This window comes from Paenibacillus faecis (assembly GCF_008084145.1).
In the GTDB taxonomy this organism is placed as follows: Bacteria; Bacillota; Bacilli; order Paenibacillales; family Paenibacillaceae; genus Fontibacillus; species Fontibacillus faecis.
This window is the reverse complement of record NZ_VSDO01000001.1, coordinates 414,349-441,237: the sequence shown is the minus strand read 5'-3', so window position 1 is coordinate 441,237 and position 26,889 is coordinate 414,349. Positions and strand designations below refer to the sequence as shown.

General features: G+C 47.8%; 37 protein-coding genes. 32 read left to right on the top strand and 5 right to left on the bottom strand.

Translation table 11 applies throughout. The annotated features are described in order from the left end of the window. Positions 1-5: 5 nt before the first annotated feature. Genes FRY98_RS02055 through FRY98_RS02045 form a run of 3 tightly spaced genes read left to right on the top strand, consistent with a single transcriptional unit; the run spans position 6 to position 2,463 of the window. Entirely contained in the window at positions 6-1,145 is a 1,140-nt protein-coding gene (locus tag FRY98_RS02055; RefSeq protein WP_148450091.1) for a hypothetical protein, read from the top strand. 10 nt (positions 1,146-1,155) lie between these two features. Then, the gene (locus FRY98_RS02050) at positions 1,156-1,617 is read left to right on the top strand and encodes a GNAT family N-acetyltransferase (protein ID WP_148450090.1); all 462 of its coding nucleotides are present in this window, start codon (positions 1,156-1,158) and stop codon (positions 1,615-1,617) included. Between the two features lie 45 nt (positions 1,618-1,662). After that, positions 1,663-2,463 (top strand): class I SAM-dependent methyltransferase, encoded by an 801-nt coding sequence (locus FRY98_RS02045; protein ID WP_148450089.1) that lies wholly within the window; start codon positions 1,663-1,665, stop codon positions 2,461-2,463. A gap of 137 nt (positions 2,464-2,600) precedes the next feature. Here FRY98_RS02045 and FRY98_RS02040 read toward each other — a convergent pair whose 3' ends face one another. Then, entirely contained in the window at positions 2,601-5,543 is a 2,943-nt protein-coding gene (locus FRY98_RS02040; protein WP_148450088.1) for an S-layer homology domain-containing protein, read from the bottom strand. Positions 5,544-6,040: 497 nt separating this feature from the next. Between FRY98_RS02040 and FRY98_RS02035 the strand changes: the two genes are divergently transcribed. The 29 genes from FRY98_RS02035 (at position 6,041) to FRY98_RS01900 (ending at position 22,959) form a co-directional block, all read left to right on the top strand. Then, on the top strand, positions 6,041-6,505 hold the full coding sequence (locus FRY98_RS02035; protein WP_148450087.1) for an NUDIX domain-containing protein: 465 nt from the start codon (positions 6,041-6,043) through the stop codon (positions 6,503-6,505). 44 nt (positions 6,506-6,549) lie between these two features. After that, a complete protein-coding gene (locus FRY98_RS02030; protein ID WP_148450086.1) occupies positions 6,550-7,026 on the top strand; it encodes a DinB family protein in 477 nt (158 codons plus the stop codon). Positions 7,027-7,128: 102 nt separating this feature from the next. Further along, positions 7,129-7,248 (top strand): SecDF P1 head subdomain-containing protein, encoded by a 120-nt coding sequence (locus FRY98_RS29380; RefSeq protein ID WP_412067020.1) that lies wholly within the window; start codon positions 7,129-7,131, stop codon positions 7,246-7,248. A gap of 473 nt (positions 7,249-7,721) precedes the next feature. After that, entirely contained in the window at positions 7,722-8,597 is an 876-nt protein-coding gene (locus FRY98_RS02025; protein WP_338114592.1) for an aminoglycoside phosphotransferase family protein, read from the top strand. A gap of 35 nt (positions 8,598-8,632) precedes the next feature. Beyond that, entirely contained in the window at positions 8,633-8,953 is a 321-nt protein-coding gene (locus FRY98_RS02020; RefSeq protein ID WP_148450084.1) for a hypothetical protein, read from the top strand. A 52-nt stretch (positions 8,954-9,005) separates the two neighbouring features. Beyond that, positions 9,006-9,401 carry a DUF6508 domain-containing protein gene (locus tag FRY98_RS02015; protein WP_148450083.1) on the top strand — a complete coding sequence of 132 codons (396 nt, stop codon included), beginning with the start codon at positions 9,006-9,008 and terminating at the stop codon, positions 9,399-9,401. A gap of 166 nt (positions 9,402-9,567) precedes the next feature. Next, positions 9,568-10,161 (top strand): O-acetyl-ADP-ribose deacetylase, encoded by a 594-nt coding sequence (locus FRY98_RS02010; protein WP_148450082.1) that lies wholly within the window; start codon positions 9,568-9,570, stop codon positions 10,159-10,161. 5 nt (positions 10,162-10,166) lie between these two features. Then, the gene (locus tag FRY98_RS02005) at positions 10,167-10,841 is read left to right on the top strand and encodes an HAD family hydrolase (protein ID WP_148450081.1); all 675 of its coding nucleotides are present in this window, start codon (positions 10,167-10,169) and stop codon (positions 10,839-10,841) included. A gap of 50 nt (positions 10,842-10,891) precedes the next feature. Further along, positions 10,892-11,614, top strand: a complete 723-nt coding sequence (locus FRY98_RS02000; protein WP_148450080.1) for a hypothetical protein — start codon at positions 10,892-10,894, stop codon at positions 11,612-11,614. A gap of 132 nt (positions 11,615-11,746) precedes the next feature. Continuing rightward, complete coding sequence (locus FRY98_RS01995; RefSeq protein ID WP_148450079.1) at positions 11,747-12,295, top strand: GNAT family N-acetyltransferase; 549 nt, start codon at positions 11,747-11,749, stop codon at positions 12,293-12,295. Positions 12,296-12,317: 22 nt separating this feature from the next. After that, entirely contained in the window at positions 12,318-13,013 is a 696-nt protein-coding gene (locus tag FRY98_RS01990; protein WP_148450078.1) for a HEAT repeat domain-containing protein, read from the top strand. 163 nt (positions 13,014-13,176) lie between these two features. Beyond that, entirely contained in the window at positions 13,177-13,698 is a 522-nt protein-coding gene (locus FRY98_RS01985; RefSeq protein WP_148450077.1) for a hypothetical protein, read from the top strand. A gap of 51 nt (positions 13,699-13,749) precedes the next feature. Continuing rightward, positions 13,750-14,316 (top strand): hypothetical protein, encoded by a 567-nt coding sequence (locus FRY98_RS01980; RefSeq protein ID WP_148450076.1) that lies wholly within the window; start codon positions 13,750-13,752, stop codon positions 14,314-14,316. A gap of 57 nt (positions 14,317-14,373) precedes the next feature. Continuing rightward, positions 14,374-14,592, top strand: coding sequence for a hypothetical protein (locus FRY98_RS01975; protein WP_148450075.1), 219 nt, complete (start codon positions 14,374-14,376; stop codon positions 14,590-14,592). A 3-nt stretch (positions 14,593-14,595) separates the two neighbouring features. Continuing rightward, on the top strand, positions 14,596-14,904 hold the full coding sequence (locus tag FRY98_RS01970; RefSeq protein ID WP_148450074.1) for a hypothetical protein: 309 nt from the start codon (positions 14,596-14,598) through the stop codon (positions 14,902-14,904). 16 nt (positions 14,905-14,920) lie between these two features. Next, positions 14,921-15,571 (top strand): class I SAM-dependent methyltransferase, encoded by a 651-nt coding sequence (locus FRY98_RS01965; RefSeq protein ID WP_148450073.1) that lies wholly within the window; start codon positions 14,921-14,923, stop codon positions 15,569-15,571. Positions 15,572-15,607: 36 nt separating this feature from the next. Continuing rightward, the gene (locus FRY98_RS01960) at positions 15,608-16,012 is read left to right on the top strand and encodes a hypothetical protein (RefSeq protein WP_148450072.1); all 405 of its coding nucleotides are present in this window, start codon (positions 15,608-15,610) and stop codon (positions 16,010-16,012) included. Positions 16,013-16,333: 321 nt separating this feature from the next. Next, positions 16,334-16,795 carry a hypothetical protein gene (locus FRY98_RS01955; protein ID WP_148450071.1) on the top strand — a complete coding sequence of 154 codons (462 nt, stop codon included), beginning with the start codon at positions 16,334-16,336 and terminating at the stop codon, positions 16,793-16,795. A 35-nt stretch (positions 16,796-16,830) separates the two neighbouring features. Then, a complete protein-coding gene (locus FRY98_RS01950) occupies positions 16,831-17,367 on the top strand; it encodes a SecY-interacting protein Syd (protein WP_148450070.1) in 537 nt (178 codons plus the stop codon). Positions 17,368-17,474: 107 nt separating this feature from the next. Further along, complete coding sequence (locus tag FRY98_RS01945) at positions 17,475-17,759, top strand: hypothetical protein (RefSeq protein WP_148450069.1); 285 nt, start codon at positions 17,475-17,477, stop codon at positions 17,757-17,759. 26 nt (positions 17,760-17,785) lie between these two features. Next, positions 17,786-18,271 (top strand): NUDIX hydrolase, encoded by a 486-nt coding sequence (locus FRY98_RS01940; protein ID WP_148450067.1) that lies wholly within the window; start codon positions 17,786-17,788, stop codon positions 18,269-18,271. Positions 18,272-18,310: 39 nt separating this feature from the next. Then, the gene (locus FRY98_RS01935) at positions 18,311-18,676 is read left to right on the top strand and encodes a DUF4180 domain-containing protein (protein WP_148450065.1); all 366 of its coding nucleotides are present in this window, start codon (positions 18,311-18,313) and stop codon (positions 18,674-18,676) included. A 17-nt stretch (positions 18,677-18,693) separates the two neighbouring features. Next, positions 18,694-18,999, top strand: a complete 306-nt coding sequence (locus FRY98_RS01930) for a DUF5316 domain-containing protein (RefSeq protein WP_148450063.1) — start codon at positions 18,694-18,696, stop codon at positions 18,997-18,999. 14 nt (positions 19,000-19,013) lie between these two features. Then, entirely contained in the window at positions 19,014-19,397 is a 384-nt protein-coding gene (locus FRY98_RS01925; RefSeq protein ID WP_148450061.1) for a nuclear transport factor 2 family protein, read from the top strand. Positions 19,398-19,412: 15 nt separating this feature from the next. After that, positions 19,413-20,207, top strand: a complete 795-nt coding sequence (locus tag FRY98_RS01920; protein WP_148450059.1) for a hypothetical protein — start codon at positions 19,413-19,415, stop codon at positions 20,205-20,207. A 31-nt stretch (positions 20,208-20,238) separates the two neighbouring features. Next, on the top strand, positions 20,239-21,201 hold the full coding sequence (locus tag FRY98_RS01915) for a hypothetical protein (protein WP_148450057.1): 963 nt from the start codon (positions 20,239-20,241) through the stop codon (positions 21,199-21,201). 27 nt (positions 21,202-21,228) lie between these two features. Continuing rightward, entirely contained in the window at positions 21,229-22,023 is a 795-nt protein-coding gene (locus FRY98_RS01910) for a GNAT family N-acetyltransferase (protein ID WP_148450055.1), read from the top strand. 32 nt (positions 22,024-22,055) lie between these two features. Continuing rightward, entirely contained in the window at positions 22,056-22,526 is a 471-nt protein-coding gene (locus tag FRY98_RS01905) for a hypothetical protein (protein WP_148450053.1), read from the top strand. A 25-nt stretch (positions 22,527-22,551) separates the two neighbouring features. Then, the gene (locus FRY98_RS01900) at positions 22,552-22,959 is read left to right on the top strand and encodes a hypothetical protein (protein ID WP_148450050.1); all 408 of its coding nucleotides are present in this window, start codon (positions 22,552-22,554) and stop codon (positions 22,957-22,959) included. Between the two features lie 334 nt (positions 22,960-23,293). Here the strand turns inward: FRY98_RS01900 and FRY98_RS01895 are convergent, their stop codons facing one another. Genes FRY98_RS01895 through FRY98_RS01880 form a run of 4 tightly spaced genes read right to left on the bottom strand, consistent with a single transcriptional unit; the run spans position 23,294 to position 26,850 of the window. Next, complete coding sequence (locus FRY98_RS01895) at positions 23,294-24,118, bottom strand: ABC transporter permease (protein ID WP_249043308.1); 825 nt, start codon at positions 24,116-24,118, stop codon at positions 23,294-23,296. Continuing rightward, positions 24,115-25,092, bottom strand: a complete 978-nt coding sequence (locus FRY98_RS01890) for an ATP-binding cassette domain-containing protein (protein ID WP_148450048.1) — start codon at positions 25,090-25,092, stop codon at positions 24,115-24,117. The genes FRY98_RS01895 and FRY98_RS01890 overlap by 4 nt, the downstream gene beginning before the upstream one ends. Positions 25,093-25,111: 19 nt before the next feature. Next, positions 25,112-25,936 (bottom strand): NAD(P)H-binding protein, encoded by an 825-nt coding sequence (locus FRY98_RS01885; protein ID WP_148450046.1) that lies wholly within the window; start codon positions 25,934-25,936, stop codon positions 25,112-25,114. Beyond that, positions 25,933-26,850: a helix-turn-helix transcriptional regulator gene (locus tag FRY98_RS01880; protein ID WP_148450044.1), complete on the bottom strand. Its 918-nt coding sequence runs from the start codon at positions 26,848-26,850 to the stop codon at positions 25,933-25,935. The genes FRY98_RS01885 and FRY98_RS01880 overlap by 4 nt, the downstream gene beginning before the upstream one ends. Positions 26,851-26,889 lie beyond the last annotated feature (39 nt).

Genomic DNA, 26,889 nt, shown 5'->3' with positions numbered 1-26,889 from the left:
TATAGATGGGGCTCGACTACAGTTATGTACTTGTGATCAAGAAAGTTAGAAGAGATGAATTATTTCATTTCGTGGAAGAGCATGGAGAGGTTGATTTATCAGATCATTTCAGTGCTTATTTCGAACTCGACTCCCATGTTCTGAAGTATTTGGAAGGGGGATATGATTGGAAACCGCATTACGATAAAGCAGAAATTCAAAAATATCTGCTGCCGGACAACCGGGCCAGGATTGGCGGCATTGATTATGACGAACGAACTCCTCAGGCAAATGACGAGGAGCTCGTGGTAAGATTTACGGCGGTTACATCCGATATGAGCCGGCTATTCGAGGATTCCGTGTCCGTCAGAAACTGGTTTGTGGCTCTGAGCAGAAGGGTAGACGCCAAGTTGACTTACTTGGACCTGGAATCGGAAGGACGCAGGGTCATCTTTTTGGAGGGTTCGGAAGCCTTTTTAGCGTTTAAAGGGGAAGGCCTGTTCGAGGTAAGTCAAAAAAATTTTCTTGGGGCTATGGATGAATTCTCTAAAAATTTACCGGATATCCTCGCTTCTTATGAGACGAATTACAAGTTTGAAGAAGAGTATACTTTGATCCTGAGGAAAGCCGATCTCGAACCATTGCGAAGCTATATTGAGAGGCAGGGGCACTTTGACAACGGTCAGGTTGTTTTAAAGTTTGATCTGGACTCGGCGCTGATGAGGTATCTGGAAGAAGGACATGGCGAGCAAGAGTATGGTATATCTCAAGGCGGTATTCCCTACTTCAACAAAGAAATCGTCTATAAGTATATAGAGCCGGATTACAAAGTGCAAATCGAGAGGATCGATTATTCGGAAGAAGAACTTGGTGGTGATGAAGACCGGGTCGCGGTACGATTTATTCCAAAAAAGTGGAAGACAGATCAGTTGTTTTCCCAATCCGAATCGATCCGTCATTGGTTTGTAACTCTGAGCAGGGAAGTCTCGGCCAAGCTGACTTATCAGAGTTTATGGAATGATGGGTATGCTCACAGGATTATTTGTTACGAAGGCGAGCATGCGAATATCGAGTTTACAGGACATTATGAGCTGGAAGTATCTCGTTTTAAAGAAATATATCGGGTTTTCTCCATGTATTTTGACCAGTTTTATGATTTAGAGTGAGGGGGAAATCATGCTAATTACAGACATCGACGAAATGAAAGCCATGCATGAATCCGCCGTTGTTGATAGCGGTTTTGTTGCAACTTGCGGCAGAATGCATGATTTAAATACACTCCCCGGGTTTGCGGCTTTAACTGACGAGGGAATTCTAGGGACGGTATTTTATCTCATTGAAAATCATGAATGTGAGATCGTTTCCCTTGAAAGCCGGAAAGAGAACCTAGGCGTAGGCTCTGCACTGGTCCAACGTGTCGTTGACCATGCCCGGACAGCAAGCTGCAGAAGAGTATGGTTAGTAACAACCAATGAAAATTTAAGGGCGATTCGGTTTTATCAAAGGCGCGGATTTGAGATGAAGGCCATACACAGAAATGCGGTGGAGGCCGCGAGAAAGCTTAAACCGTCGATTCCCTTCACAAGTGAAGACGGGATTCCGATAAAGCATGAAATTGAGTTTGAAATGTTGCTGTGAGGAGAAACTCTCTCTCATAGACGCAAACCAAGGGGAGAATAAACCATGGAGGCAATCATTCGTTACTATAACCAATATGACGAATCGTCCAGGCTCACAACGGACCACTCCAGAAGACTTGAATTCATCACCACCACCCATGTGCTGGACCAGCATATCTCGAATGATCATGAAATTTTGGATCTTGGAGCGGGTACGGGAATTTATTCTTTTTATTACGCGGAAAAAGGGAATCCTGTGGTCTCCACCGACATTACGCCTAGACATGTCCAGATGATAGAGACCAAGGCGGATGAATTAGGAATGAATCATGTCCGGGCGAAGGTGATCGACGCGAGGGACCTTTCCCGTTTCGAAAACGGGCGTTTTGATGTTGTCTTATGCTTAGGGCCTATTTATCATCTAACCGACCCGAGGGATCAAGAACGGTGTATTCGTGAATGCATTAGGGTTCTAAAACCAGGGGGGATTCTTGCCGTAGCGTATGTCAATAAGTTCTTTATTCTTCCCCATTTGATCCAAAAAGACAGAAAATACTTAGAAGAACCCTGGGTGAGTAAAATATTGGATGAGGGCAGGATTTTTTCTCACGAAGTTCCAGGCTTTTGGACGGATGCTTATTTTCACTCGCCGAGCGAAATGGAACAACTGTTAACCCAGCGAGGTATCGGCAAAATCGCAAATGTAGCCACAGACGGGGTGGGCCAATATTTGCGGGATATGGTGAACGATTTCAGTGAAGAAGAGTTTAAACTATGGGTGGCGTACCATTTACGAACTTGTTCGGAGCCCTCGATCCTGGGAATGAGCAATCACGGACTCTTTGTGGGCCGGAAAGTGGATTAGTTGTCTTCAAAAGATGACAGGGAAACCCCTTATGGAATATTTTCACAATCGAGCAGCCTAAAAAAGAACCGAAAGCGATATGCTCTCGGTTCTTTTTCTTTAAAACTCGGGTTCCAAAGCCCCTCGAATTAGGACTTTTATTGATAATTCACTTCCTCAGCGAAGTAAATCTGCTTCAAACGATCCTTTATGCGCTGAATTTCCTCTGCGGTTAACGGAGCCGTAGGACTTAGCTTGAAGTTCCTTCCGGTGATATAGCTTACATCCGTGTTCTTGTTCAGGTTGTAAGGTGTCTTTGGAACCGGACTGCGAGTATAGTCGGTGAAATCAATAACGGACCATGCCTCGTCTCCATCCTCTTTGGATAAAATAATCCGCTGTGAGGCGTTTTCCGTCCACAAATAGCGCAGATTGGCCGGTGAATTATTGGAGTCCATAGCCGTCTTAAAGCCGGAGCCTCTGAACATGAGTGTAAATTCTGCATGATCATTATTCGATCCGGCTGATGATTCATAAATCTGTTTCAGTGCGTCCACGCCCACAATCTCGACTTCGCGGTCATCAGGGAAGTGGTTCACAAAGTTCTCCCAGATTTCGGACATGTTAGGGTTACTGGCAAGCCAGTTAATGTCCAAAATAATGGACAAATAGTTTACCGTATTTATACGTTGAAACGGATTATCTAAATATTGTTGCGCTATATACAGTTGTGGTGCCGCATCCGTTTCATTCACATAGGGGTCACCCGGATGGAGAGTCCAGCGGGAGGAATCTTTGGTATAGCGCGATCCAATCGGATCAATCGTAATCGAATTCATGAATACGGTGCCGCTATTATCCGAAACTCTCTGCGCAGGGACCATCGGATTGTCTTTATTGGACCAGTAAGGCATCAAAGGTGAACCCTCACCATACATGCCGTTCACATTATATTGTGTAGCCGACCACCCCATCGCGGAAGTGATCTTAAAGTGATCTTTGAGCCATTGGGTTTGCTCGGGATTCACTGTAAAGCTGGTCAATGATTTAGGCAGATACTTCCGATATTGGTCTGTATCCATGCCTTCAAACACTGAAGGTGATCCCATCGTATTGGATTGGTGCAGTTCATTGAGCGCATTGTAACGATACATATACAACCACTCGTTCATCCGCAATTCCCATAAAGGGAGGTCATACAGGTTATTCGGATACCCGTCCAAAATACCGACTTCATCACCGTACTGGTCGACGTATTCCAAAACCTTTTTAAGCTGCGGACGATTCGTTTCTACGAAAACAAATCGATTTTCCATGGCCCAAGTTACTTTTATGTTAGGGCCAAAGTGGTCCATCAGCAATTGACGAGCCTGCTCGATTTGTTCCACCGTGGTCGTACTGCCCGGATCTTGCCCCTGCAGCATTAGTGAGACAGCAAAATATTGCTTTTTGCGTTCTCCCGGTACTACCGTCAATTCGGCATCGGAGATGAAGTGAATTCCTTGGGATGACGATTCAACTTCGATCTTGAATGGTATGACAGAGTTCACCGGAGGAATCAGATGCAGGTTGGCTATGTGTCCATCCTGGTCAAATATTCCCCTGGAATCCTCGATCCGAAGCTTCAAGTCTGACGGTAACAAACCTGATGGTATGACCTCTCCTTTGGCATTCCGAAATATGTAGGGCATACTCCAGGATGCAGGGTCTAGAGTAATAGACTGCGGAATGTTATTCGTCGCCAAGTATACGGAGCTGATGACACTCGGATCCTCCGCCGGAGGAGTCTTGCCTTTTACGATCAGCTTGGTCTGTGCTGTAAGTACCCGATAGGGCTTGGCAATGGTGATTTTTATCCCTACAGGAATGAAGCTGTCAGCCGTCGGAATATTCCCGGTATGTGCGATTTTCCCTTGTTCATCAAAAACATCTAATTCATCACTAAATGTATAAGTTACACTTGTGACGCTGGCAGCGGGAATGGTTACCGGCCGCCCTTCATTGTAGAGCTGAAAGGACAACTGATACGAAGGATACGTTTCCGGTTGATTTACCAGCTCCGGTGCTTTGATGACGACTTCATCCGCTACAAAATCCACAGAATCACCCACTGGAAGCACCGGTGGTTTTGGCGGAGCTGTTGGATTTGTCGCTGGTGGTGTCCCTGGTGGCTTTATAGGTGGTGTCTCCGGTGGTTTAGGGTCAGCCCCTGGTGGAATCTCAGGCTGCTCCGGCTTCGGTTCAGTTGGAGTTATCGGCTCCGTCGGTGTTACCGGACTTGCTGGTGGATCAGGTCTAGGACTATGGCTGCTAGGCCCCGTGGTTTCCAAATTCGCAGGCGGTCTGCTAATCTCGGGTGCCAGATCGCCCGTTGCCTTCTTCGGTTCCGTTGGGCTGATCGGCTGATTCTCGGTTGCAGGTCCTTGTCCTAATGACTCCAGTAAGCGCTGGGCGCGTTCTCTCAGATCGTCCCCGCTAAGCCAGACGCGATAAGCAATTAGCACAGCGTCCTGCCGTGTCACAAATTGTTTGGGATGGAAATAATGATTCGTATCCCCCTCAATCAGCTCTAATTCCTCCATCAGCCACACGCTCGTTTGTGCATAGTCCGATATATCGGACCGATCCACAAAGCTGGATATCCCGGAGGATAGGGTATGTTCAGAAACACCGAAATACCTGGCATACCAAACGGCCATATCCTGGCGACTCAAATTGTTCTTGGCGCCGAATAATTGGTCACCGATTCCCTTAGTAATACTCTCTTCCTGCAAGATTTGTACATAAGGTAGAGCCCATGTTGACACATCGCGAAAAGAAGTTAGACCTTTGTTATTAGATGCTCGCTTTATGATTTTGGCGAAAATGCTTGCGCATTCCTGCCGCGTAATAAAACGCAAAGGCCGAAAGCTCCCATCCTCATAACCAGTTACATAACCTTGGGCAGCCATGACCTCGATCGCATCGGCCGCATAGGAATGTTCAATATCGTTAAAGGCTCTGTTTGCAAAAGCGGGAACACTATGTATAAAGAACAACCAAACAGCCAGTAAACCAGCCACGTAACGACTAAATCGTTTTATTTTCTTTTCACTCTTCATTATTTCGGATCATCAACCTCCTCTGTGAGACATCATCGTGGTCACTTTAGCCTGCACCTCCATGTCAACCTTGAAAACCGGTCTTTTTTCAACAGGTTTTCATTCCCATTACAAAAACACCCAACTGTATATACTTGGATTATCGGAATAATCCCCCTGGGATTGAATAAAACCGGCAAAAAAATGACTTGAGAAATGTGTCTTTTAAAGACACAATTCCCTACCAATTTACATTGGTTTTCATTGGTAATTAGGGAAACCCTATTCTATATAGTTTTTAAGCTGCCGAAACGGGATTGTAATCGTTAGGGCTAGCCTAACGAGGGAGTTTGCCTGTATAATCATGGGAGAAAAACATTCAGTGACCCAGCCTCCTTTTGATTTAGGGCTGGGTTTTTGTATGAATACAGGAATGCAGTCCATTGATAATGGATTACGTTTGTGGCTCTTAATAGCAAGGAAGATCCGGCTGTAGTATAGGATAGGGAGGTTTTTACGTGCAAAAGCAAGCTCAACCACAGAAATACCACGTATTGGCCCGAGGTGTCATTTTGGCGGATCATCACCTCTTGGTTGCTCATTGTAAAGGCATGGATAATACGTTTTTACCGGGCGGCCATGTGGAATTTCACGAAAGCATTCGAACCTCATTGCAAAGAGAGATCCATGAAGAGCTGGGCCTGGCGTGTGAGGTCGGTGCTTATATCGGGGCGGTGGAGGCCGCATATGAAGATAAGGGAGTGTATCACCAAGAGATCGGTCATGTTTTTGCTACCTGTTTGGACCACACGGATCCTGGAAGAAATCCCATATCCCAAGAGGACCACTTGGAGTTTTATTGGATTCCCTTAGGTGAAATGGAAAGACACAACCTGCTCCCCGTGCCGGTGAGAAACATGATTGAAAACTACACCAAGGGCGTGGCGGGGCCGGGTTTCGGAAGTACGTTTGAAGATGAATGAGTCACAAATGGATAGATCTCAAAAAAATAAAGGATGGATGATAAATGTCAATGTCCGTGAAAAACCAAAAATTAATCAAGTCTTTTGTAGAATGGATCGCGTTCGTAGACACCCTTAAGCAACTGGATAAGAGTACCTGGAACTCTAGCCTGAAACCCGGAAAATGGACGATCAAAGACATCGTTAGTCACATGATGTTATGGGATAAGTACTTTTATGAAGAAGCCATTCACAAGATTGCCACGCATCAGGAATTGACGCTAAAGCATTTGAACTATGATGAATTCAACCGGGAAGCTGTGGTTTACAGTAAAGCGATAACGACAGACGCATTGGTGGAAGAAGCCATAGATTATCGTAAAAAGATCATAGAAACGATTGAAGCGCTGCCGGAAGAGGCGGTGGAGCAAAATTATACGGACGGGGACGGTAATGTTTTTCATATCCCGCAATACTTGAAGGATTTTATTTGGCATGATCGGCATCATATGAAACCCATGAAGGAGTACCTTAGAAAGTGAGAGTAAGCTCATGAAATTGAATATTATTTTATTTTTTTTGCTGTCCCTTCTATTTTCGCATGTTTCCCCTTATGGTGGGAACTTACCCAAAGAATTGGGGAGTTGATCGCAGCTCCAACGGTACAAACGGTTTTAGTTTCCGGGGAATTCAGTATTTCGGGAAGTTTCACTTTAAGTGAAGCTAATGAGTTGAAGGAGTTGATCAAAATAAGCGCTGAGTGAAGGAAGGGGAGTAGCAATATTGGGGCTGTAATTTACTTGGGAAAGAAGTTAGTATTGGCGTTGGGCAAGGATGTGATAGGTTTCGGAACTACGTTGCCAACATCCACAACTGTAGATATAAAGTCCCGCCGTCGGAGTCTGAATAATTAACGGGAAAATTTCCCGCTAATGTACCGCTCTCGGCCCTTTGGTCGGATTTAGCTGGAAAAGCTCCATCTATTTCGCGGCCCTATTGCCGAAAAACACCATTTTTAGGCGGATTAACGGGAGGTTTTCCAGCTAATTTGCCTCTGCAGCCGCAGACGTACCGAATTAACGGGAAGAATTCCCGTTAATTCGAACCAAACCATTAGTTGCAGGTCAAGAGTGCGAAAAGAACCCCTTTACACCGCTGTCTAATATGCAAATCAATAGTTCAACCTATGTTGAACCTATATAAATAATTTTAAGTTCATGAAAGGGGGGAGAACACCATTACTCAAATTCCCGAGATTCAATGGGTCGAAGGTGACCAGGAGGCGATTACCCATATAAAAAATCGTCACGAGCTGTTTTCTCTAAATCCGGGACTTGAAGCTGAAGTCGTCAAGGTAGAAACCGAACATGGCGCGTATGTTCTTAAGATATGGAACAAGGATTCGAAACCGGATGTCGGAAAGCAGTATCACCTTCTATCCGAACTGTATACCAAGGGGATCCGCGTTTCCAAACCGTATGGTTGGGGAACGGATATGAATCAAAATCCCGTATTGCTGACCAGCTACGACGGGGTGCCCATTTCCAAATTGGACAAAAGCAAATTGAAAAAAATCGTACAGATGTTGGTCCAAGTCCATAACTATCATGAAAACAGGGATATGGCGTTGATTCCGAAGTACGATTTTGTGGCTTACTTTTTTCCTCGGCTGGAGCAACACCATGATCTGAAAAATAGTTTGGTTAAGCTGTTGGACCGGATAGAAATTCGGCAGGATCGTTTCATTCACGGCGATTATAATTTAGGGAATATTTTGGAGCATCAGGACAAGTTAACGGTCATCGATTGGACAAATGGTCAGTTGGGCGACATCAGATATGACATAGCTTGGTCTGTTTTTTTAGTGCGGGTTTACGTCGGTGAACGGTACGGCCGGATGTATGCTTCTGAATTCAGGGCATTAATCCCAGGTTTTTCCTTGGAAGATGCTGAAATTTTTGAAGCTGTAGCGTGTTTGCGCTGGATTTTGTTAAGCCGGATGTCCGATTTGTCCCAGGGCTCGTCCATTCTAAAACGCGTGAATGAAATCATTCTGAGCAATCCGTGGTTAGATGAGGAGCTCATCTTGAAAGGTAAGTCGAGGCGGCTATGAGCCCGGAGCCACGATTGAAAGGAGGAGATTAACCGATGTCTGTCGCGGCCTTTATTATCGAGCCTCAGGACAGGGATTTCTATGTCCCCGTAGCTTCGGAAGCTTTCTTTTGCAAGTGCTGGATTCCTGCGTCTATTGAACTCAAATTGCAATACATTCCGCTTTTCCAATCCGGGGTTGATATCCAAAAAGATGATCTCCCCCTTTTATTTCAGGAGCTTTCGCATCTCATGAATTGGTCTAAACAAAATTTAAGTAAGGAGGATGGCTTACATCTTTGTTCCCGAGTAGATTTCTTAAAGACCAAGCTGACGGAAGCCTTCTCCGAAGAAGGGGTTATCGTATTTATAGGATAAGGCTTTATGTCCGCGTAAAATTTTAGTTCGTCTCGAAATGAGGTAGTGGCAGATGTCGCAACATAAAGAGCTTACGAAACAAGATATCGAGAGTTTAGTCGGTTTTCTTGATTACTTTCAGAATTCCGGCAATACGTTTTACGAAGTGGTCAACGGATATTATAGGGAGAGTCCGGAGGTGGAACGCTTCCGGGAGGAATTGAATCGCACCGGCTTCCTGGTCGTTTTTAACTGGCACGAATGGTTGGCGGATCACGAGGAATTCACGGATTTGGCCCAACCGATCGATGAACCCATCAAGAATGCGGACCTGGATACGCTGAGAAAATTAATGACCAGCTATATCCGTGGAGACCGGTTCAATGAAGGCTTGTTTATTCGGGCCGTTTTGAACGGACATATCACCTGTATTTTGTTACGACTCAAAGCGTTAAAAGATCAAGTGTAACCCCCCCTCGGAAAGGCTTTCTTTGGAGCGGGGGGCTTTTTGCTTCTTATGCCTTAATTTCTATAATCCATTCTTATCCTGTTCTCCCCATGGTAAATTAAGGTACTATGAGTATAACAAATTTCATTTGGAAAAGTTGAGAAGCGGTCCAAAATGAGGGGACGACATGTCCGCAAGAGGAAAGGAAGAATCATTCGTGCAAGTTACCATCAAGAATACCATAGTCGAACTAATTCAAGGGGATATCACGAAATGCGAAGTGGACGCGATCGTCAACGCGGCAAATACAAGTTTGCTGGGCGGGGGCGGAGTGGATGGCGCTATCCATCGGGCTGGAGGAAAAGCGATCCTGGAGGAGTGTTTGAAAATCCGCAATCAGAAGGGCGGCTGTGCCGTAGGCGAGGCCGTGGTGACAACCGGAGGGAACTTGAAATGCCGTTATGTCATTCATACGGTGGGTCCGGTTTGGAACGGCGGAGCCAAACAGGAAGAAGAGAAATTAAAAAGCTGCTATAGAAGCTCATTAAAGCTGGCTGATTCCATGAACGTCGAAAGCCTGGCCTTCCCCAATATAAGTACGGGAATATACGGATACCCGAAAGAACGGGCCTGTATTGCAGCTATTGATGAAGTGACTGCCTATTTGGTAAATAGCGGGACCAGCATAAAGAGGATCATTTTCGTTTGCTTCGATGAAATCAACTACGAACTATATAAACAAGAATTGAAAAAGACCGCGAGTAATTTGAAGAAAGGTTGAACCCTATGAAACCGTTCGAAGTAATAAGTCTCGATATGTTTCAAACCTTAGTCAACGTAGATTCTAGGAAAGAACATATTTGGAGGCAAATCCAAAATGATTCCTATACATCTGACCTGGCTGAACAATGCGGAGGACGGTTACTGGAGCTTTTTTGGGATCATTCCAGCGATTTCAAGGCGACGAAACAATTTCATCTCACTCAAGACATTTATAAACGGTGTTTTGAAAGTTTGTTTAAGGAAAAGGGCATGACTTATGATCCGCTAGAGGCTACCAGGATCTTGATCAGCGAACACACCCAATCGGAACTGTACGAAGATACCGTGGAGTTTTTAGAAGGAATTATAAATAAATATAAGGTTTGTATAGTTAGTGATACGGATGAGGCGATGCTGCCCAAGTTTTACTTGGACTATAGCCTGCGCATATTCACTTCCGAGCAGTATCAATCCTATAAAAATGATGATCACAATGCGATGTTTAAACAATTGCTTCATACCTATCATGTAAATCCCAGTCAAGTGATCCATATTGGAGATTCCATATCCGATGTTGTGGGAGCCAAGCGGGAAGGTATCGTGAGCTGCTGGTTGAATCGGGAGAGGAGATCCTGGCGGCACGAAGTGAAGCCTGATTTGGTTATTCATTCACTTAGAGATCTGGATACATTGTTGTAACGGGTACGATTCGCAAAAAAAAGATATAGAAGCAGATAGGGAGCAGTCATGTGAAAAAGGCTATGATACGGATCTTATGCGGGACGGTTTTACTTTCAAGCTTACTGTCCGGGTGCGGGGGAAGTTCGAACCTTCAACAGAAAAGTCAAAATTCGAAGGCATCTCCCCAGCCGGAGGCATCTAAAACCAAGGACGAAATCGCCCTTAAGGTCGATTGGACTTCGTTGATCCCCCCGGGTTGGCACATTCTTATAGCGGAAGATGAGTCCGTTAAAGCCGAAGGCGATTTAAACAAGGACGGGATCAAGGATATCGCGGCCGTGATTGAAGGTGCCTCAAGTGAGGATACAGCGCCTCCGCGTTCCCTTTTGATTGCCTTTGGGGACAAAGAACGGGGTTACCGGCTATCGATTATTGCGGATAAAGTTCTATTGAAAGCCGATGAGGGCGGTGTATGGGGCGATCCTTTTGAAGGCTTGGAAATTAACCGGGGGTCTGTCGTTGTGAGCCACTACGGCGGAAGTAATTGGCGTTGGTATCAAAAATACAGATTCAGGTATCAAAATGACGATTGGTATTTGATCGGGGCGACGACAGGCAGTTATTTTAATGGGACGCCGATGGAAAGCATGGAAGAAGACGACTACAATTTGCTGACCGGCGACTATATCGAGAAACGGACGAATGATCAAGGGCGCACCGTGACGAAAAAAGGAAACCGAGGCGTCAAGCCATTGGTTACGCTTAGGGAATTTAATATCGAGGACATGTGACTGAGGGGTTGCCGAGTATGGAAAAATTAAAATTTAAGCGGGAAAATATCAAAGCAATTCTTTTCGATTCGGGCAGAGTGTTAAACGAAGTTCTTGAAATCTTGAATAGGGAACAAGGGGGACTCGACCACAATGATACTTAATGGGAGGAGCGTGAATCTTTCACGGGTTACCGTGGATGATCTTGATTTCATTAGCGAACTGGAATGCAACAAGGATATATGGGTTTACGAAGAATATGTGGAATCGGATCGCGCAACCGTCAGAGCGGATTATTTGGAAAAAATGGACTCGGATACCGGTTATGACTTTGTTGTTACAGCGGATATAGATGGAAAGCATGAGCGAATCGGTTTGGCGCAGATCTGGAGTTACGTCGATCATCGAAACAGTTGGGAACTCGGTTTTGCTATCCTTCCTTCCTACCAGAGACAGGGGTACGGAGCGGAAGCGACAAAACTTCTACTGGATTTTGCATTCAGGCAATTGCAAGCTCATAAAGTTGTCGGCATGTGCCATTGTCATAACCTCAAATCCGTTAAACTTATGGAACGCGCGGGCATGAGAAGGGAAGGGATTTTCCAGGAAGAATTGCTGCTGGATGGACAGTGGCATGATCAATATTTTTATTCCATCCTGGATAAAGAATATATAAAGAAATATGCGATGGAGCTTGACTAAAATCAACTAGGAGTTGGAGAACATGTTTTTCAAAGATATCGTTAAATCTTTAAATATCAAATTGCCTGATGAGACCCTGGAGCCATTGAACAGACACTTCCGTCTCCAGGAAGAGGTGGATTTTTTCTTGCGGATGTTGCGTCAAGAAGAGATCGTGGAGATGCTTGAATTTATGTCCGAACTGGACGGGTTTCAAGACTTGCTTCCCCTCTGGACCGATGACAATTCCAACTACGTCTGCATGTATTATCGAGGGCCGCTGAGTTACCGAGTATGTTACGTGAATCATGAAGAGACCGATCTTTCCCCCGGTTTTAGAAATGTAAGTACCTTTATTGCCGCATTGGAGCCGAATCCGCAGAGCGAATGGGGGGACCTGGAAAAAAACTATCCGAATGCGCATCCCGAAAATAGCGAGTGGATCGCCGCGGATCTTGAAAGTATCGAGCAGATTTATCACATTTTGCAAAACTCCGATTTGGAAGACGAAGTGAGATGCCAGTATATCTACAGTGTTTTGGCGCTGACCCCCTATGACCATTTGGATTCTCTGGTGCAGTTTTTGGATGAAGACGATATGTTTGTTCAAGAACGGGCCTGTGATATTTTGGGGTATCACCAATACGTACCGGCCAGGGAAAAGTTGCGGGAGATCGCGGAGCACGGACTGCCTAATGCCCGCTCAGCCGCTAAGCGTGCGCTTGCTCGGATAGGTTGAGCAGCCAGAGGCGGAAGGAGGGAAAATCATGAAAGAAAAAGAATCGATACAAGCATCTTTTGGCGTTTTTCACTATCAAGAGGATTTTCAATCCTATGAACTCGACGACGGAATATGACGAAGTTTTTGATTTTGACTACAATTTCATAAAGGCGGATGTATAATGGGGAACTACATTGGATTGCCGGATGACCCGGCCTATGCCATTGAAACATTACATATGTCTAACGGATTGACTTCCGTTTTGTTGGAAGTCGTTGTTCTAAGCGGATCCATTCTGGCCGAAACCGATCGGGAGAAAGAGTTGATCATTTGGCTGGCGCAAAGAGACCAGGCTGCCGTTGGGATTGGAACGGTGGGTTTCGACCTCGATGAGATGCCGTGGACGTTGGACTCTTTTGAAGCGGAGAAAGCCTTTATGCTCCGTACGATTGAAGCCGCCATAGAAGGGCTGGGATGGGAACGGCTCGATTATGAGCCAAATAAAGATATAGTCCTGAATTGCTTACGGCAATTTGGATTCATGATCCAGGCTTTTGAGAGAAGAAGCGTGAATCTGGAGAATTACCTGGAATGGACGGAGATTGAGGAAGGGGACCCCTGTCCCACGATTCCTTATGGTTATCCGAAATGCGAGAAACATGGAGTTTACTTGTCCTTGTTTGGATGCATCATTTGCAATTAACTTTCGCGGTGGATTTCAACAACACGTTCATCATAGTTCGGAGGTAGTTTCATGGGGATGGATTTTACGGCGTTTATGGCACATCGTTTGGATGCATCCGAGATATTTAAATTTAGCGAGGAACTTAATGCGGCGGTTCATTCGTTTCCAAACATCCATCGATTTATCGATAAACTAAGCAATAGTACTAATGCACTCTCTCCAATGTGGACTTTAACTCCCGACTATATTGGGGGAACGACCCACCTTCAAGGACCGGTCGGGATTTCCTTATATTTTTCAGAAAAGGTATGCCATTTCAGCCATTATATTCGATGGGGTTCATTTCTCTTGGATACGGAGGGCATTCAAAGTTTTTTAAGAGGAGTAAGCTATGATCTAACAACTTTCTTTAAAGCTGAATATGCCATTTATGTCCCGGACAGCGGGGCCAAGGAATCGATTATTATGGACTTTATTTGGGACGATGAGAATCGGGATATGGAGTTCATCCGAAACTGGCTTGCTGCCCATTGCGGGCCGCCGAAGAAGCGTATTCAAGAGATTTATGCGGATCGGGAGTATGGGTGGGAGTCGGAAGGGTACTACATCGATGATTTTGGGGATTACAAAATATGAAGCGGTATATTCGGGTGTGGCGGTTACTATGTGGATGTCTATCATGAGGACCATTCGGTGATCTGGATAACGGAAGAAACGCCGTTTATGAATAAATCCGTCCCCGGTCAGCAGCGATTTGTGTTCCCGAATGACGAAATGAGCGCATTTGCCCAAGCTTTGGTAGATAAACTGGAAGAAGTCAGGGAAATGTGCCGTTCACATGGACTGAATTTTCAATATGATCGAGATCAATATATAACGGCCATTCGAAGTTATAAAAGCAAGAGAGGCTAAAGAATGAATTCCAAGGAAAAAAAGGAATTGGCGTTTCGCATCTATCCCTTGCCGCATGGAACGAGCTACGGGTATACCGATTTGCTCCAACCGGAAACGGTTGAAATCCTGTTCGATTACTGTCAGATCATGGAGGCCGTCATTTACAAAGAAGGATGGGATATGTTATTGAATTTCCACGGCCTTGAGACCTTATATGAGCTGAATAAAAAAAGCGGATGGTTTGATTGCGACAGCATGGATGAGTTTTTACAATACATAGAAGCTAACATCGAGGATACCTCTAATCGTACTAGAGGGCAGCTTTCTTAAAAAGGAGGAACGGGCATTGGGAGACTATTGGGAGCAAAGATTCAGCAGTGAAGGAATGATTTGGGGTAAATCCCCCAGCAGGACGGCTTATCACGCACTTGAGATCTTTAAGGAGCATCATGTGCAATCTGTACTCGTCCCCGGTTCGGGTTATGGAAGGAATACCAAGGCGTTTTCGTCCATCTTTGATGTTGAAGGGATCGAAATATCGACCGAGGCTTTGGCCATAGCGGAAGAATGGGACCCGGACAGCCGATTTATTCAGGGTTCTTGCCTGGAACCCATCTTACCGAATAAAACATACGATGCGGTCTATTGCTTTGATGTATTGCATTTGTTTTTAGCGAAGGAACGAAAACAATTGATCGAGAATTGCTTGCATCATCTTAACCCATCCGGTCTCGTGTACTTCACCTGTTTCTCGGACCAAGACAAGAATTACGGCGTAGGAGCGAAGATCGAAGAGGGGACTTACGAATACATACAAGGGAAATATGCTCATTTTTTTAGTGAGAAGGATTTGCTGCAACATTTCAGTCAACTTCAAATTTTGGAAACAGGATCCTGTAAGGAGATTTTGAATTATAACGATCACAGCACGAAGGAATATCATTTGAGATATATCGTTGGCCGGAAAATACAGAAGGTGAATCATGATGAACCTTAGGGATAAACCTACACTTCTGAATTCGAGGGCTGTGGAATGAAGAAAAAGACGAGAGAAATCATTGTGCGTGAAAAAGAATACGTCTATGTGCTGACCTCCAAATATTCTAACGGAGAGAGTTTAGTCAGACTAAATATCTCCTCGAAGGAAGATAAGCAATTTACCTGCACCTTCAAATTTTCCACATGGGATCATCCCATAGCAGGTAGTCCGCTTCTAACAGGAGTGGACCTTAGAAACAAAAAAACGAACGATACTGAGCGTTTTAATTTGCACCACCCTAAACGGATCAAGGAGTTAATTATATACGCTCTGGATCACGGATGGACCGGAGAAACCAGTATTGAATATCCCAATGGGCTGGATATTTTGGATCAAATGGGATGGGATACGGAATTCCTGCTTTTTGGAGGAGCCAATATTGAAGCCGACGTTAAATAGCGAACTATGGGAGCTCATCGAACGTTTAAATACCAAGGAGACGCTCCCCGAGACCGGGTTAAGACGCAACTCGATATACTATCCATTAATATCTTATATCAATCATACCATCGCACTGCTGCTCAGTGGTTCCTATGATGAGGCAGCCTTATTTATTCGGAGGGCGAGAAGGGAAATGCAAGATAGGAATTTTGAACGAACCGAATACATCCTCATATGTCAAACCTATCTGTCCCAACTTCAAGCGTATTTGAAGAAACATAAGCTGCTAAGCCCAATGGGTGAGGAATGGATAGATGAGGAATAGGAGGCCTTATGTAAATGATCGGTCCCGTTTTTCTAAGAGGTGCATTAATTCAGGAATTTAAAGATCACCTCATCAAGTTTCCCTATGCACCGGTAATTCGCCATGGAATAAGTAATCTGGATGCTGTCCCCAAGACGTTCACGCAGGAAGAAGCTGAGGCTGTCGTTCACGATTTTGCCAAGCAGCGCTTTCCGATCATATGTCGGGCCGGAAGTAAGAGTCCCATCCCTTTCTTTGATTTTCATGTCGCTCTCGAACATACCGAGAATGAAAGAGAAGTAAGAATCGTTGAAATGCTGGTATGCGATCCGGTCCGCGAAAATGCCGCTAAAGGCATATTGATGGCTTACTACACCCTTGTGAATGACAAAACGGGAATTGAAAAGCTGCAGGTTCCTTTTATACCCGAAGGCTTAGATGAAGGGTTGAATATTGAGCTGATGGGTGAGGTAAAAAATAGCAGAGCATATATGTAATCAAAGCCTAAACTATCGCAATAGGAGAAAAAACGATGAACCTCAAAGAAGTTATTTACGACTATTTCCAAACTAATCATCCTAGCTCACTTGTGGAAAACACAGATCTCCACGACTTCTCGATGATCGAGCAGGAATTGGGATTTAAGCTTCACCCTGATTTACAGGCGTATTTCGGAAGCTATTATTTTGATGAAATTGAAGGAATCCTGGCTTCATCCACGGTCCCGGCCACGGAGAAATGGGGCCATTGGTTTGAATTCAATCATGAGTTCAAACTCCCCGTCACGCTACACGGGCCGGAAAGAGACAAAGATTTGAAGGAACAGATCATGCGCGCCTATCAAGTTTGGACCGGCGGATATGACTTCGGCCAGCGGTTTTGGGTCGGGGAAATCTTTGCGAATATCGGGCAGATCCTGCTGGTCTTTAACAATGAAACAGGCGCCGTCGAATGGATCGACACGGATTACGGGAGCTTCGGCAATCTGGATCAGGACCCCAACGGTATTTTTACACCTACGTTAGTCGATTTGATCGTTGCCTTAACCGGCAGTTATCAACAGAGGTGATAACGACATGTTTGTTACAGGGGATCTGCACGGTTATGAGGACATTAGCAAGCTGAATTCATGATAAAGCATACAGAAAAGAAAACGTCAACTGGTGGCGGGGAGAATTGCCGACACAGGAGGAGTACCAGGAGGGATTGGACAATTTGGCGAGGCATCATTGGGAAGTCGATCTCGTGATTACGCACACTTGTTCCACATCCACCGTAACATCGTTGAAAGAGGCGCTCGGCACCCCTGTCGAAGCGGACGAGTTAAGCGATTACTTGGAACATATTCAGCAACGTTTGACCTACCGGTCTTGGTATTTCGGTCATTTTCACCACGATCTATTGCTGCCGAAAAATTTAAGGCTGATCTATCACGATGTTGAAAAGATAGGGCGGGATTAGCAATCTAAGCGAAGTTGGTGCGGACGATGATAAAAAGATTGATAAAACGGCTCCCCAGCGACTTACTGGTGCGTCTATACACAGCCATGCCTTTTAAGGGAATAAAAAACTGGATCGTCTACAAAGCCCAGGATAAATTTCTTGTTGCGGTTCTGGGGGTCATTACGAATGAGTCGAGCCAGGTTCTGTTATTAAACCATGTTTATCGCGAAGAGCCTTGGGGTATCCCCGGAGGCTGGATGGAGTTGGAGGCTCCGGAGAAAGGACTCAAGCGTGAAATCCAGGAAGAAACCGGGCTTTCGGTAGAGATTACGGGGATTTACCGTGCGGTTTATCAAACGGATCCCGACCGTGTGGAATTGATTTTTCGCGGCGAAGTAAGGGGCGGGACGTTTAGACCCTGTGCGGAGATCTCGGACATTCTTTACTGTGAGGTCGGCTCCTGGCCGGCAGGTTTACCGGATACCCAAAAGTCCTTGATTCAAGAGGTCCTTGAAAAAACCTCGGTATGACGATTTTTTCGAAATGATATGTAAAAAGGGGGATATAGGATGAATATCACAACGGTTCAAAACAACGGGGCGGATATAGCCCTAATTCACAGCAGCGAAGAACTGATCACGGATGTTCAATCGGCCTTGGACTTGATAGCGACCGTCCAATATGAAACCGGGTGCCATCGGATCGTACTTCATAAAACGGCGATTACGGAAACTTTCTTTGATTTGAAAACGAAACTGGCCGGGGAGATTTTGCAAAAGTTTATTAACTATCAAACGAAAATTGCCATCGTGGGCGACTTTTCCGCATACTCCAGCAAGAGTCTTCGCGATTTTATCTACGAGTGCAACCAAGGTAAAGACATCTTTTTCCTGGCCAGCGAGCATGAGGCGGTAGAAAAATTGAGCCACCTCTAAGGGAGAGGAGAAAAAACGTGAGAAACATAAGAATCACATTGCTTCTCGCTGCTGCCTTCGGTTTCCTTATCGCACTGGGATTCGGGATACTGGACTCCTGGAGCATGTCTTTAAAAGTAACGGGTGGAATCGGTATCGGTGCCTGGCTGGTGGCCGGGATTTTTACCGGGTCTTACATCAGCGGAGACCGTTCCAGAGCCAACGAGAGCATCGAGACGGCGGAGGATAGAACATTCCGAAACAAGGCGGCAAATCTGTTGTTCCTGATTGGAATCCCGTTTCTGGTTATCGCTTTAGTCTTGTATTTGATCACCGAATCATAACGGAGGTGCTATCCATGACCAAGGAAGAGAAAATCGCATGTATTCACAACTACGTTAACGCATATAACGCCTTCGATATTGAGGGAATGCTCCGGCATCTGCATGAGGATGTGGTGTTCAGAAATTATTCCAAAGGCGTTGTGGAAGTGGAGACCCATGGGATCCACGAATTTAAACGATTGGCTGAGCAATCCAAAGGGGTGTTTTCGAGCCGGCGTCAAGCGATCAAGGCAATAAAGATCAATGACGAAGAAGCCGAAGTCGAACTTGACTATAAAGGTGTACTTGCCGTAGACCTCCCTAATGGCCTAAAGACGGGGGACACAGTTGATTTGGAGGGCAGGTCAATCTTTCGCTTTTCCGGAAATAAGATATATATCCTTGAAGACCACAGTTAGGAGAGCTTGCTGGATATGGGATTGGATGCTTTTGTGAACTGCAATTGTCTCAGAGAGGGCAAGGTAAAGCCAGCCCCCTTTGATTTAAGTCTCTTGGAGTGGACGGATGACGGGATTGAAATGCCGGACACGGTGGAAGACGAAATCTTTTATCAGTTTCACGAATGGAAGGAACAGGCGTGTACCCACGAGGATATGCAAATATACTCGGACCGTGTAGGGAATACGTCTGGAATGAACGTCTACTATGGCGTGCTGGAGCGGTTGGGAGAAGAGCGGTTTCCGCTTTTACGCCGCATATGGGGCTCGCCTTTCACCGCCGAGGAATCGCGGAAGGCCCTCTCCGAGCTTGAGCAGTTCGAGCGCCGGGTGGGAGAGGTGGAGGGCATTTTCCTGCTGGAATCGGGCTCGATGGAAGAATATCAGATGACGCTCGTTGGCGAGGACAGGTGGTTTTATTCGGCGGGTAATGAAATTACTTACCGGCTTAACCCGGAAGGATTTTGCGTGCAGGATCGGGAGGGACGGGTGTTGTTCCAGTCCAGAGCTTTTACCCAAGAAACGGTCGAGACGAACCGAAGCGGCTGGCAGCGGTTCAATGCGCGCTTTAGCGATTCGGATACCGGAAGCACCTGCGAAACAACGTCTCCGATTTCCAAGAAAATCTGGGGGGTCGAGGAACTGTATTATCCCGCATCTTTCCAGGTTGTGAACCGGGGGTTGACAAGTTCCGATCTTCGGGCAATTCGAGTATTAAGAAAGCTGTTTGAAGCTTCGATTCAGACGGGAAACCCGGTGATTTGGGTCTAAAATTCAGTAACTGGAGGAGAACGACCGGACGATGACAAGGGATTTAACATTACTTGAAAAGCTGGAGCGATTTGCTGAAACGGACCGCGACGGGAGAGAGGCGGTAAAGGGGGGAATCATTGACGAGATTGGCTCCTTCGGCACGGCGCCGGAAGCTGCGGCCTGGATTGCAAACCGCTTTACCTGCGCAGGCAGTGAGCAGGGGGAGAAGGGATTTTTTACGGCCTTGGAGGACCCTGATCTCACCGCGGATTTGTTGGAGCTGGCGCACGAAACTCTAAGCGCAACGGAAAACCCCGAGCCCTATGTAACCCCGGTGGCAAGGCTTTTGTATATCGATAAAAGGGCATCCGATAAGTCGAGGGCGGAAGAATATGTTCAATATCGGGCGGCTGCTCTAATGGACCATTTGCTCATGTCGGATGTTCCATTGACGCGGGAGGCCGCTGAATTCCTGCTTACCGACTTTTACATCAGAGATCCGCTAATCCAAGAATTAATATGTCATATCTGGTGGGCATTAGCCGAACGGGGAATCGATATTTCCGGTCGCCTGAATTCGTTGTTAACGTCGCTCCATAACTACAAGACCCCGGCCTTGGCGCAAAATAGTATATTAGCCCTCTGGGCGGCCGTGCGCCAGGGATTTTTCGATTCAACGATCCCGGGGACCGATAGAACGAGCAGGATATGGCTTTGGCATCTTGTCACCAAATGTGTTGCGAAGCTGAAGAAAAAGATCGACGAAGATACAAGGCTCGGCGCAGTGGGGTGTCTCCTGGATACAGCCTCTCGCTATCCCGAAACGCAGAGCCTGATTCTCGAATGTATGGAAAATTGGGGAATTCCCGAACCCAAAAAGCCCAGGAGCGATTTTCAAATCGATCTGAAAGAACTTTATGATCGCTGCAAAAACCACCCGGGTACCACCTGTCTACCGGAGGGACATGTGATCACGAAGAAGGGGATCATGACATTTAGCCGCCGAACCTAAGCACTTATAAGGAAGGGAGCCCTCGCAATGATCATAAGCCAGGCGTTAGCGGAGTTGATAGAGCAATCCGAAATGGATTATATGACGGACCGCATGGAGGCGATTCGAGCCCGTGAGGGGAATCCCGAAGGAGTTGAAGTCAAACGGTTTGGATCGGCCACCGCTTTTTACAGCCGGACAATGCCTTGGGGGTTATTCAATAATGTCAAAGGGAAGATCGAGGAGGAGAACGTCGAGGAGATTATCGCTTTTTACCGGGAAAGAGACAGAAATTTCGAAATTCAGATTACGCCCGGAAAGGTCCATCCGGCGGTCCTGAAGGATTTGGCTTATGCCGGTTTTTATCAGTCCGGCTTCCACACCTCCCTATACTGCGAAGCTCGGAAAACGGAACCCGACCACGTAGCAGAGGTGGAGATCCGCGAGCTTCGCCCCGAAGAGATGGATACGTATGCGGAAATCCATTGTCTGGGGACCGGTCTTTCCATAGAGGGAAAGACCTCCGTTGCCGCCAATAATGAGGTGCTGTTTATGCGTCCGGGATGGCGTTTTTATATCGCTCTGTACAACAAAATTCCCGCCTCGGTAGCCGTGATGTATATGCAGGAGGACGCAGCGTCGCTTACGTTTGCCGCCACCCTTCCGGAATACCGGAACAAGGGGCTGCAGCGGAATCTGCTTTTGAAGCGAATCGATGAGGCATACCGAAACGGCTGCCAATGGGTTGTGGGGCAATGCGCATACAGCTCCACCAGCCACCGCAACATGGAGCGGGCAGGGATGAAAATCGGGTACACCCGGGCGACCTGGACAAAGCTGTAAAGCTGTTAATACCCGGAGAGGAGAGAGCAACGATGAACCTAGAGACAACCCGAGTAAGGCTGGAGGATTTAAGTCAAATCGATTATGAAATACATATCGGAAAGTCGGCGGCCGTGGAATACCGTAGAGTGATGATTTTGAAATTTATCGGCAGCTACGGGTTCGGTTCGGGCGGGAATAGCGACGCCACCTATATGCGCGCCATGGGGGAAGCGGCGTTGGAAGCTTGGGACCCGGACGCGCTTATCCTCGATTTGAGCGATCTTGATTATGAGTGGGGGGATATGATGGATTATGTCTTTGATATGGGGGTGGATAAGTATGCCGACCTCCCTTTCCCCAAAGCTATGGTCGTTAGCGAAAGATGCGAGGAAGCAATAAGAACTTTGCTGCTTGGGCTGTATAGTCCCAAAGGGATCGAGGAAACGGGCTGGGTGTTCCGCAGCCTGGAGGACGCCTGGAGTTACGTGGAAAAGAAGCTGGTGGAGTACAAATCGAAATAAAAAGGGTACCGGGGAGATAAGAAAAATGGGGAAAATGCTGGAGTACGGCTTTTTGTGCGAGGCTAAAGACGAGAAGAAACTGATCAACGCGCTCTTGGGATTTCTGAAGCCTTTGAACCGGACGTTCTCCAAGTCCAAAAACAAAGGGATGCTGGAAGCGAGGCTTCCATATGTCTATCGGCATTTCTACTGGAATTTGAACAAAGAGATGCAGGTGTATGTCGAAATTTATCCGAACCGGGATGCGGAGGGGAAAGTTAAATTTCCCCATCCAGGCGTCGGTTGGGTGCTGTTCGCAAACTTAAAGGATGTTTCGGGCCCCTATCACGTCCCTTTGGACAAGCAGGAGGCGTATCTGCGGGACTTCCTGCAAGCGTCGGGATTTGAGTTTGTCGAGTTAAAAGAGTACCGTGACGATGAAGAGCGGATCTAACCGGCGAGGACAGTAAAGTTAAGAAGGGCAGGCCGGGGTTGGGGTGGTGTATCCCGCCCCGGCCTTTTATTTGGGGCTTTAGCCAGTGGAACTCGCGAAGCGTGCGAAACAAAAACCACATGATGGGGTCGTTATCATACGAGTGTTCAAGCTACTCCATATTATCAAGGTGGTCTGAAGGGGGACTAGTAATAAACGCACCCCTTCAGGGGTAGGCAAAAGCGGCAGCGGCATAGTAGCTTCAACGAAGTGAAGCTAGCGCCTTTAGACGCTAGCCGGTTATAAAGGCTAATAGCCTTAGAGCAAACCACCCGTTTGACGGTGGTTATGATGTTTAGCGAAGCGGTTTCGTCACATAAAAGTAAAACGTCAAAGGGGCGAACACCGCGATTAACACAAGGCAGACGCCCAGACCGGCAGCAATCTCCCCGCCGCCGGTCGTTCCTTCCATAAGTCCCCGTACGGCGGTAACCACTACACTGATAGGGTTCAGCTCGACCAGGCGCCCGATCCATCCGGGCATCGTACCGGGATCGACCAGGCTGTTGCTGGCAAACATCAGCGGATACAAAATCATCATACTGGTGCCCGAGACGGTTTCGGGGCGCTTCGCTACCACGCCGATCATGGAGAAGATCCAGCTAACGGCAAAAGCGAACAGCGCCGTTAGCAGCAGAGCCAACGCCGCTCCCCGGATTCCGCCGGCAGGGCGAAAACCCAGGAGCCGGCCTGCCGCGAGAATCACCACGAGGGCGATCAAATAGCGGACGGCGTCGGTAACCAACGGCCCCAACACGGCGGATGGCTGCCAGAAAGGCATGGTGCGGAACCGGTGGTATACTCCTTTGGAGATATCCTGGCACAGTGTAGTTCCGCTGTATACGGTCATAGGGGAGACCGTGAGCACCAGGATTCCCGGCAGCAAGTAAGGAATGTACGCGCCCGTGGAACCGGCAATCGCCCCGCCGAACAAATAGGTGAAGATAAGCAGCATCAGAACCGGGGAGAGGACCGCGTCCATGATGAAGCCAAAGCCGTTGTTTTTCGTATTCTGCCATGTTCTCCAAATAAAAACCCGGACCGAGTTGAAGGCCGTCGGACCGGCTTTTCTCCGGTTTTCGGCTGACAACGGCGGACTCCCCATTCCGTTGGTATTCATTGCGGCGACCTCCCTGAATCCCGCTTGGTTACAGCGCCGTCCCGGGAATCGCGGGTCAACGCCAGGAACACTTCGTCTAACGTAGGTTCCTTCAAAGAGAAGGATTCAATCCCGATCGGTGTTTCCAAAAGCGATTGGACCAGCTGGCCGGCGTGCGCAGCGTTATCCACGGGAATACGATAAACGAGCCGCTCGTCGCTCCGGATGTTCGATCTCCCGGAAGAATCGGCCAGCAGCCGAGTGAGCAGCACGGGATCCGCCGGTTCGGTCAAAATCAGCTCCAGTGTTTTTCCGCCTAGCCAGGTTTTGAGCTCGCGGGACGTTCCCTTGGCGATCATCGTCCCTTGATCCATGAGCGCAATCCGATCGGCCAGTTGATCGGCCTCCTCCAAATCCTGTGTCGTTAGAAGGATGGTCGTCCCTTGGGCAAGCAGCAGGCGGACCGTCTCCCAGACGCCCTGCCGGCTCCTTGGATCCAACCCGGTGGTGGGCTCGTCGAGAAACAGGATTTCCGGCCGAGACACGATCCCGGCGGCGATATCCAGCCGCCTGCGCATTCCGCCGGAATAGCCCTGTACGATCCGGTTCCCCGCTTCCGTCAAGCCGAAGGATTCCAGCAAATGCCCGGCGATTTCACGAGCCTCCTTGGCCGGATATCCATGCAGCCGGGCGATCATCCGCAGGTTTTGCAGACCTGTCAGCCCCTCATCCAAAGCGGCGAATTGCCCGGTGAGGCTGATCCTCGCCCGCACTTCCTTCGGTTGTTTCACCACATCGAAGCCGGCGATCCAGGCGCTCCCGCTATCGGGCGGGAGCAAGGTGGAGAGCATATGGATCGTCGTGGTTTTGCCGGCGCCGTTCGGTCCCAGCAGGGCCAGCAGCTCTCCCTTTCGTACCTCAAATTCGATTCCTTTCACCGCCTCCTGGCCGCGAAAGGATTTCCGAAGCCCCTGAACTTGGATGGCATAGGACATTTCATCATGTCTCCCTTCCTTAGGATATAAGCATGGCTTTATGTTCAGCCACCCATTCGGCCAACGTCCTGGCCGGCCGTCCCGTGACTTGTTCGACGGTGGGGAGGACGGTGTGCCCGATGGCGGGCGGATTTTTTCCCATTAGGATAAAAAATTCGATGTCCTCGTCGCTGTACCCCTGGGTCTTCCAATTTTGTCGCGCTTCTTCTTCCGTCAATTCCACGAAACGCAGCTCCCGGCCGATCCCTTCGCCAATGATCCTCACGGCTTCCCGGCGCGTCAGCGTTTCCGGACCGGTGAGCATATAGCTTTGGCGGTGGTGACCATCCTCAAGCAGAGACGTCACAGCGACAGCGGCGATATCCGCTTCGTGGATCCGGGAGCTCGGCGCATCTCCGAACACTTCCCGGACGGTGTGCTCGCCGCGGATGGAATCCGCCCAATCCACCAGGATATTGGCCATGAATTCCCCCGGCTTCAGGAGCGTCCATTCCATGGAGCTGGCCTGGAGCGCCGCTTCGACAGGCCCCTCTTCGTAGCCTACCAGCACCACGACACGTTTCACGCCAGAGCGTTCCGCCAAAGCGATCACTTCCGGCGAAGTTTGAAGCCAAGCGCCCGCCGCATCGCTGGAAGTAATCAGAAACATTCCGCTTACCCCGTCAAGCGCCAATCCCAACGTCTCCGGGTTGTTCAAATCCCCGGCCACCCCTTCAACCCCCGCGGGAAAGTTCGCCGCCTCGGGATTCCGGGACAGCGCCTTGACGCGAACCCCTTTTTCCGCAAGCTGCTTTACGACATGTTGTCCGACCGTTCCGGTCGCACCGGTTACCAAAATCGTCATTCGTCCATTCCTCCTACATTTGAGTATAAGCTACCGATTTCTTTGATTTTTTGCAGCAAATCTTCTTTCAAGCTGTCAGGCGAGAGGATCGTCACCTCGGTTCCGTAGCTTAGTACGATCGAGAGGGCGTAGTCTTTCGTGTAGCAGACCGTTTTTACTTCCAGATGGCCGTCCCGCATTACGTATTCCCGCGGAAACTGCTCCATCGCGCGCAGCCTGGCACTGGGCGTGAACCTTAAATGGACCTCCATGCCTTGGGGCCGGTTTTTCTCCTCTTCCTCAGGCTTTTCGTGTCGCGCCGTAAACTTCTCTTCAGTCACCTGTAACCCGGAGATTCTGGAGATCCGGAACAACCGATTGGCCCTCCGCAGTTGGCAGAATCCCTTTAAGTACCAAGCTCCCTGTTCCCAAAACAGCTGAAGCGGTTCAACCGTTCTAGCGGTTTCCGTTCCCAAGGCGGTCACATAGGAGAATGAGATCCGTAAGTTTTGCCGGATCGCCGGGAGAAGCTGCTGCACCACGGTCTTTTCGCTATCGTTCGTACTCCATTCCAATATGATGTTGTGGCGGTCGTCCCCTCCATTCTTCAAAGCGGGCTGCAAACTGGTCAATTTGCGTGCCAGTGTAGTATAACTGCCTCCTAGAGCGGCTTCCAGGCCTTTCAAAAGGCTATAGATCACCGAAAAGTCGTCGATCGAGAAGTGCTGCCGTGTCAAAAAGAAACCGTCCATCAGTTCAAAACCGCCATCCGTTCCCGTGTAAGAAACAATGGGGATGCCCGCCTGATTGATCAAATCGATATCCCGGTAAATCGTTCGTACCGACACTTCAAACCTCGCGGCCAATTCGGCCGCGGTCACCCGGTTGCGGGTCATCAACTCCATCGTAATTCCAAACATCCGGTCCAGCTTCATTTCGTTTCGCTCCTCGGCTCCAACCTTATCGGTGGTTCG

What these genes read in the sequence shown, in the direction of transcription:
- FRY98_RS01995 (WP_148450079.1), top strand. Translation starts at nt 11,747, where the DNA reads ATGATACTTAATGGGAGGAGCGTGAATCTTTCACGGGTTACCGTGGAT.
- FRY98_RS02050 (WP_148450090.1), top strand. Translation starts at nt 1,156, where the DNA reads ATGCTAATTACAGACATCGACGAAATGAAAGCCATGCATGAATCCGCC.
- FRY98_RS01935 (WP_148450065.1), top strand. Translation starts at nt 18,311, where the DNA reads ATGAATATCACAACGGTTCAAAACAACGGGGCGGATATAGCCCTAATT.
- FRY98_RS02045 (WP_148450089.1), top strand. Translation starts at nt 1,663, where the DNA reads ATGGAGGCAATCATTCGTTACTATAACCAATATGACGAATCGTCCAGG.
- FRY98_RS01890 (WP_148450048.1), bottom strand. Translation starts at nt 25,092, where the DNA reads ATGTCCTATGCCATCCAAGTTCAGGGGCTTCGGAAATCCTTTCGCGGC.
- FRY98_RS01900 (WP_148450050.1), top strand. Translation starts at nt 22,552, where the DNA reads ATGGGGAAAATGCTGGAGTACGGCTTTTTGTGCGAGGCTAAAGACGAG.
- FRY98_RS01910 (WP_148450055.1), top strand. Translation starts at nt 21,229, where the DNA reads ATGATCATAAGCCAGGCGTTAGCGGAGTTGATAGAGCAATCCGAAATG.
- FRY98_RS01880 (WP_148450044.1), bottom strand. Translation starts at nt 26,850, where the DNA reads ATGAAGCTGGACCGGATGTTTGGAATTACGATGGAGTTGATGACCCGC.
- FRY98_RS02030 (WP_148450086.1), top strand. Translation starts at nt 6,550, where the DNA reads ATGTCAATGTCCGTGAAAAACCAAAAATTAATCAAGTCTTTTGTAGAA.
- FRY98_RS01950 (WP_148450070.1), top strand. Translation starts at nt 16,831, where the DNA reads ATGAACCTCAAAGAAGTTATTTACGACTATTTCCAAACTAATCATCCT.
- FRY98_RS01915 (WP_148450057.1), top strand. Translation starts at nt 20,239, where the DNA reads ATGACAAGGGATTTAACATTACTTGAAAAGCTGGAGCGATTTGCTGAA.
- FRY98_RS02010 (WP_148450082.1), top strand. Translation starts at nt 9,568, where the DNA reads ATGTCCGCAAGAGGAAAGGAAGAATCATTCGTGCAAGTTACCATCAAG.
- FRY98_RS02015 (WP_148450083.1), top strand. Translation starts at nt 9,006, where the DNA reads ATGTCGCAACATAAAGAGCTTACGAAACAAGATATCGAGAGTTTAGTC.
- FRY98_RS02020 (WP_148450084.1), top strand. Translation starts at nt 8,633, where the DNA reads ATGTCTGTCGCGGCCTTTATTATCGAGCCTCAGGACAGGGATTTCTAT.
- FRY98_RS01885 (WP_148450046.1), bottom strand. Translation starts at nt 25,936, where the DNA reads ATGACGATTTTGGTAACCGGTGCGACCGGAACGGTCGGACAACATGTC.
- FRY98_RS01970 (WP_148450074.1), top strand. Translation starts at nt 14,596, where the DNA reads ATGAATTCCAAGGAAAAAAAGGAATTGGCGTTTCGCATCTATCCCTTG.
- FRY98_RS01940 (WP_148450067.1), top strand. Translation starts at nt 17,786, where the DNA reads ATGATAAAAAGATTGATAAAACGGCTCCCCAGCGACTTACTGGTGCGT.
- FRY98_RS01990 (WP_148450078.1), top strand. Translation starts at nt 12,318, where the DNA reads ATGTTTTTCAAAGATATCGTTAAATCTTTAAATATCAAATTGCCTGAT.
- FRY98_RS01980 (WP_148450076.1), top strand. Translation starts at nt 13,750, where the DNA reads ATGGGGATGGATTTTACGGCGTTTATGGCACATCGTTTGGATGCATCC.
- FRY98_RS01985 (WP_148450077.1), top strand. Translation starts at nt 13,177, where the DNA reads ATGGGGAACTACATTGGATTGCCGGATGACCCGGCCTATGCCATTGAA.
- FRY98_RS01955 (WP_148450071.1), top strand. Translation starts at nt 16,334, where the DNA reads ATGATCGGTCCCGTTTTTCTAAGAGGTGCATTAATTCAGGAATTTAAA.
- FRY98_RS01960 (WP_148450072.1), top strand. Translation starts at nt 15,608, where the DNA reads ATGAAGAAAAAGACGAGAGAAATCATTGTGCGTGAAAAAGAATACGTC.
- FRY98_RS01905 (WP_148450053.1), top strand. Translation starts at nt 22,056, where the DNA reads ATGAACCTAGAGACAACCCGAGTAAGGCTGGAGGATTTAAGTCAAATC.
- FRY98_RS02040 (WP_148450088.1), bottom strand. Translation starts at nt 5,543, where the DNA reads ATGAAGAGTGAAAAGAAAATAAAACGATTTAGTCGTTACGTGGCTGGT.
- FRY98_RS02055 (WP_148450091.1), top strand. Translation starts at nt 6, where the DNA reads ATGGGGCTCGACTACAGTTATGTACTTGTGATCAAGAAAGTTAGAAGA.
- FRY98_RS02005 (WP_148450081.1), top strand. Translation starts at nt 10,167, where the DNA reads ATGAAACCGTTCGAAGTAATAAGTCTCGATATGTTTCAAACCTTAGTC.
- FRY98_RS01925 (WP_148450061.1), top strand. Translation starts at nt 19,014, where the DNA reads ATGACCAAGGAAGAGAAAATCGCATGTATTCACAACTACGTTAACGCA.
- FRY98_RS01895 (WP_249043308.1), bottom strand. Translation starts at nt 24,118, where the DNA reads ATGAATACCAACGGAATGGGGAGTCCGCCGTTGTCAGCCGAAAACCGG.
- FRY98_RS01920 (WP_148450059.1), top strand. Translation starts at nt 19,413, where the DNA reads ATGGGATTGGATGCTTTTGTGAACTGCAATTGTCTCAGAGAGGGCAAG.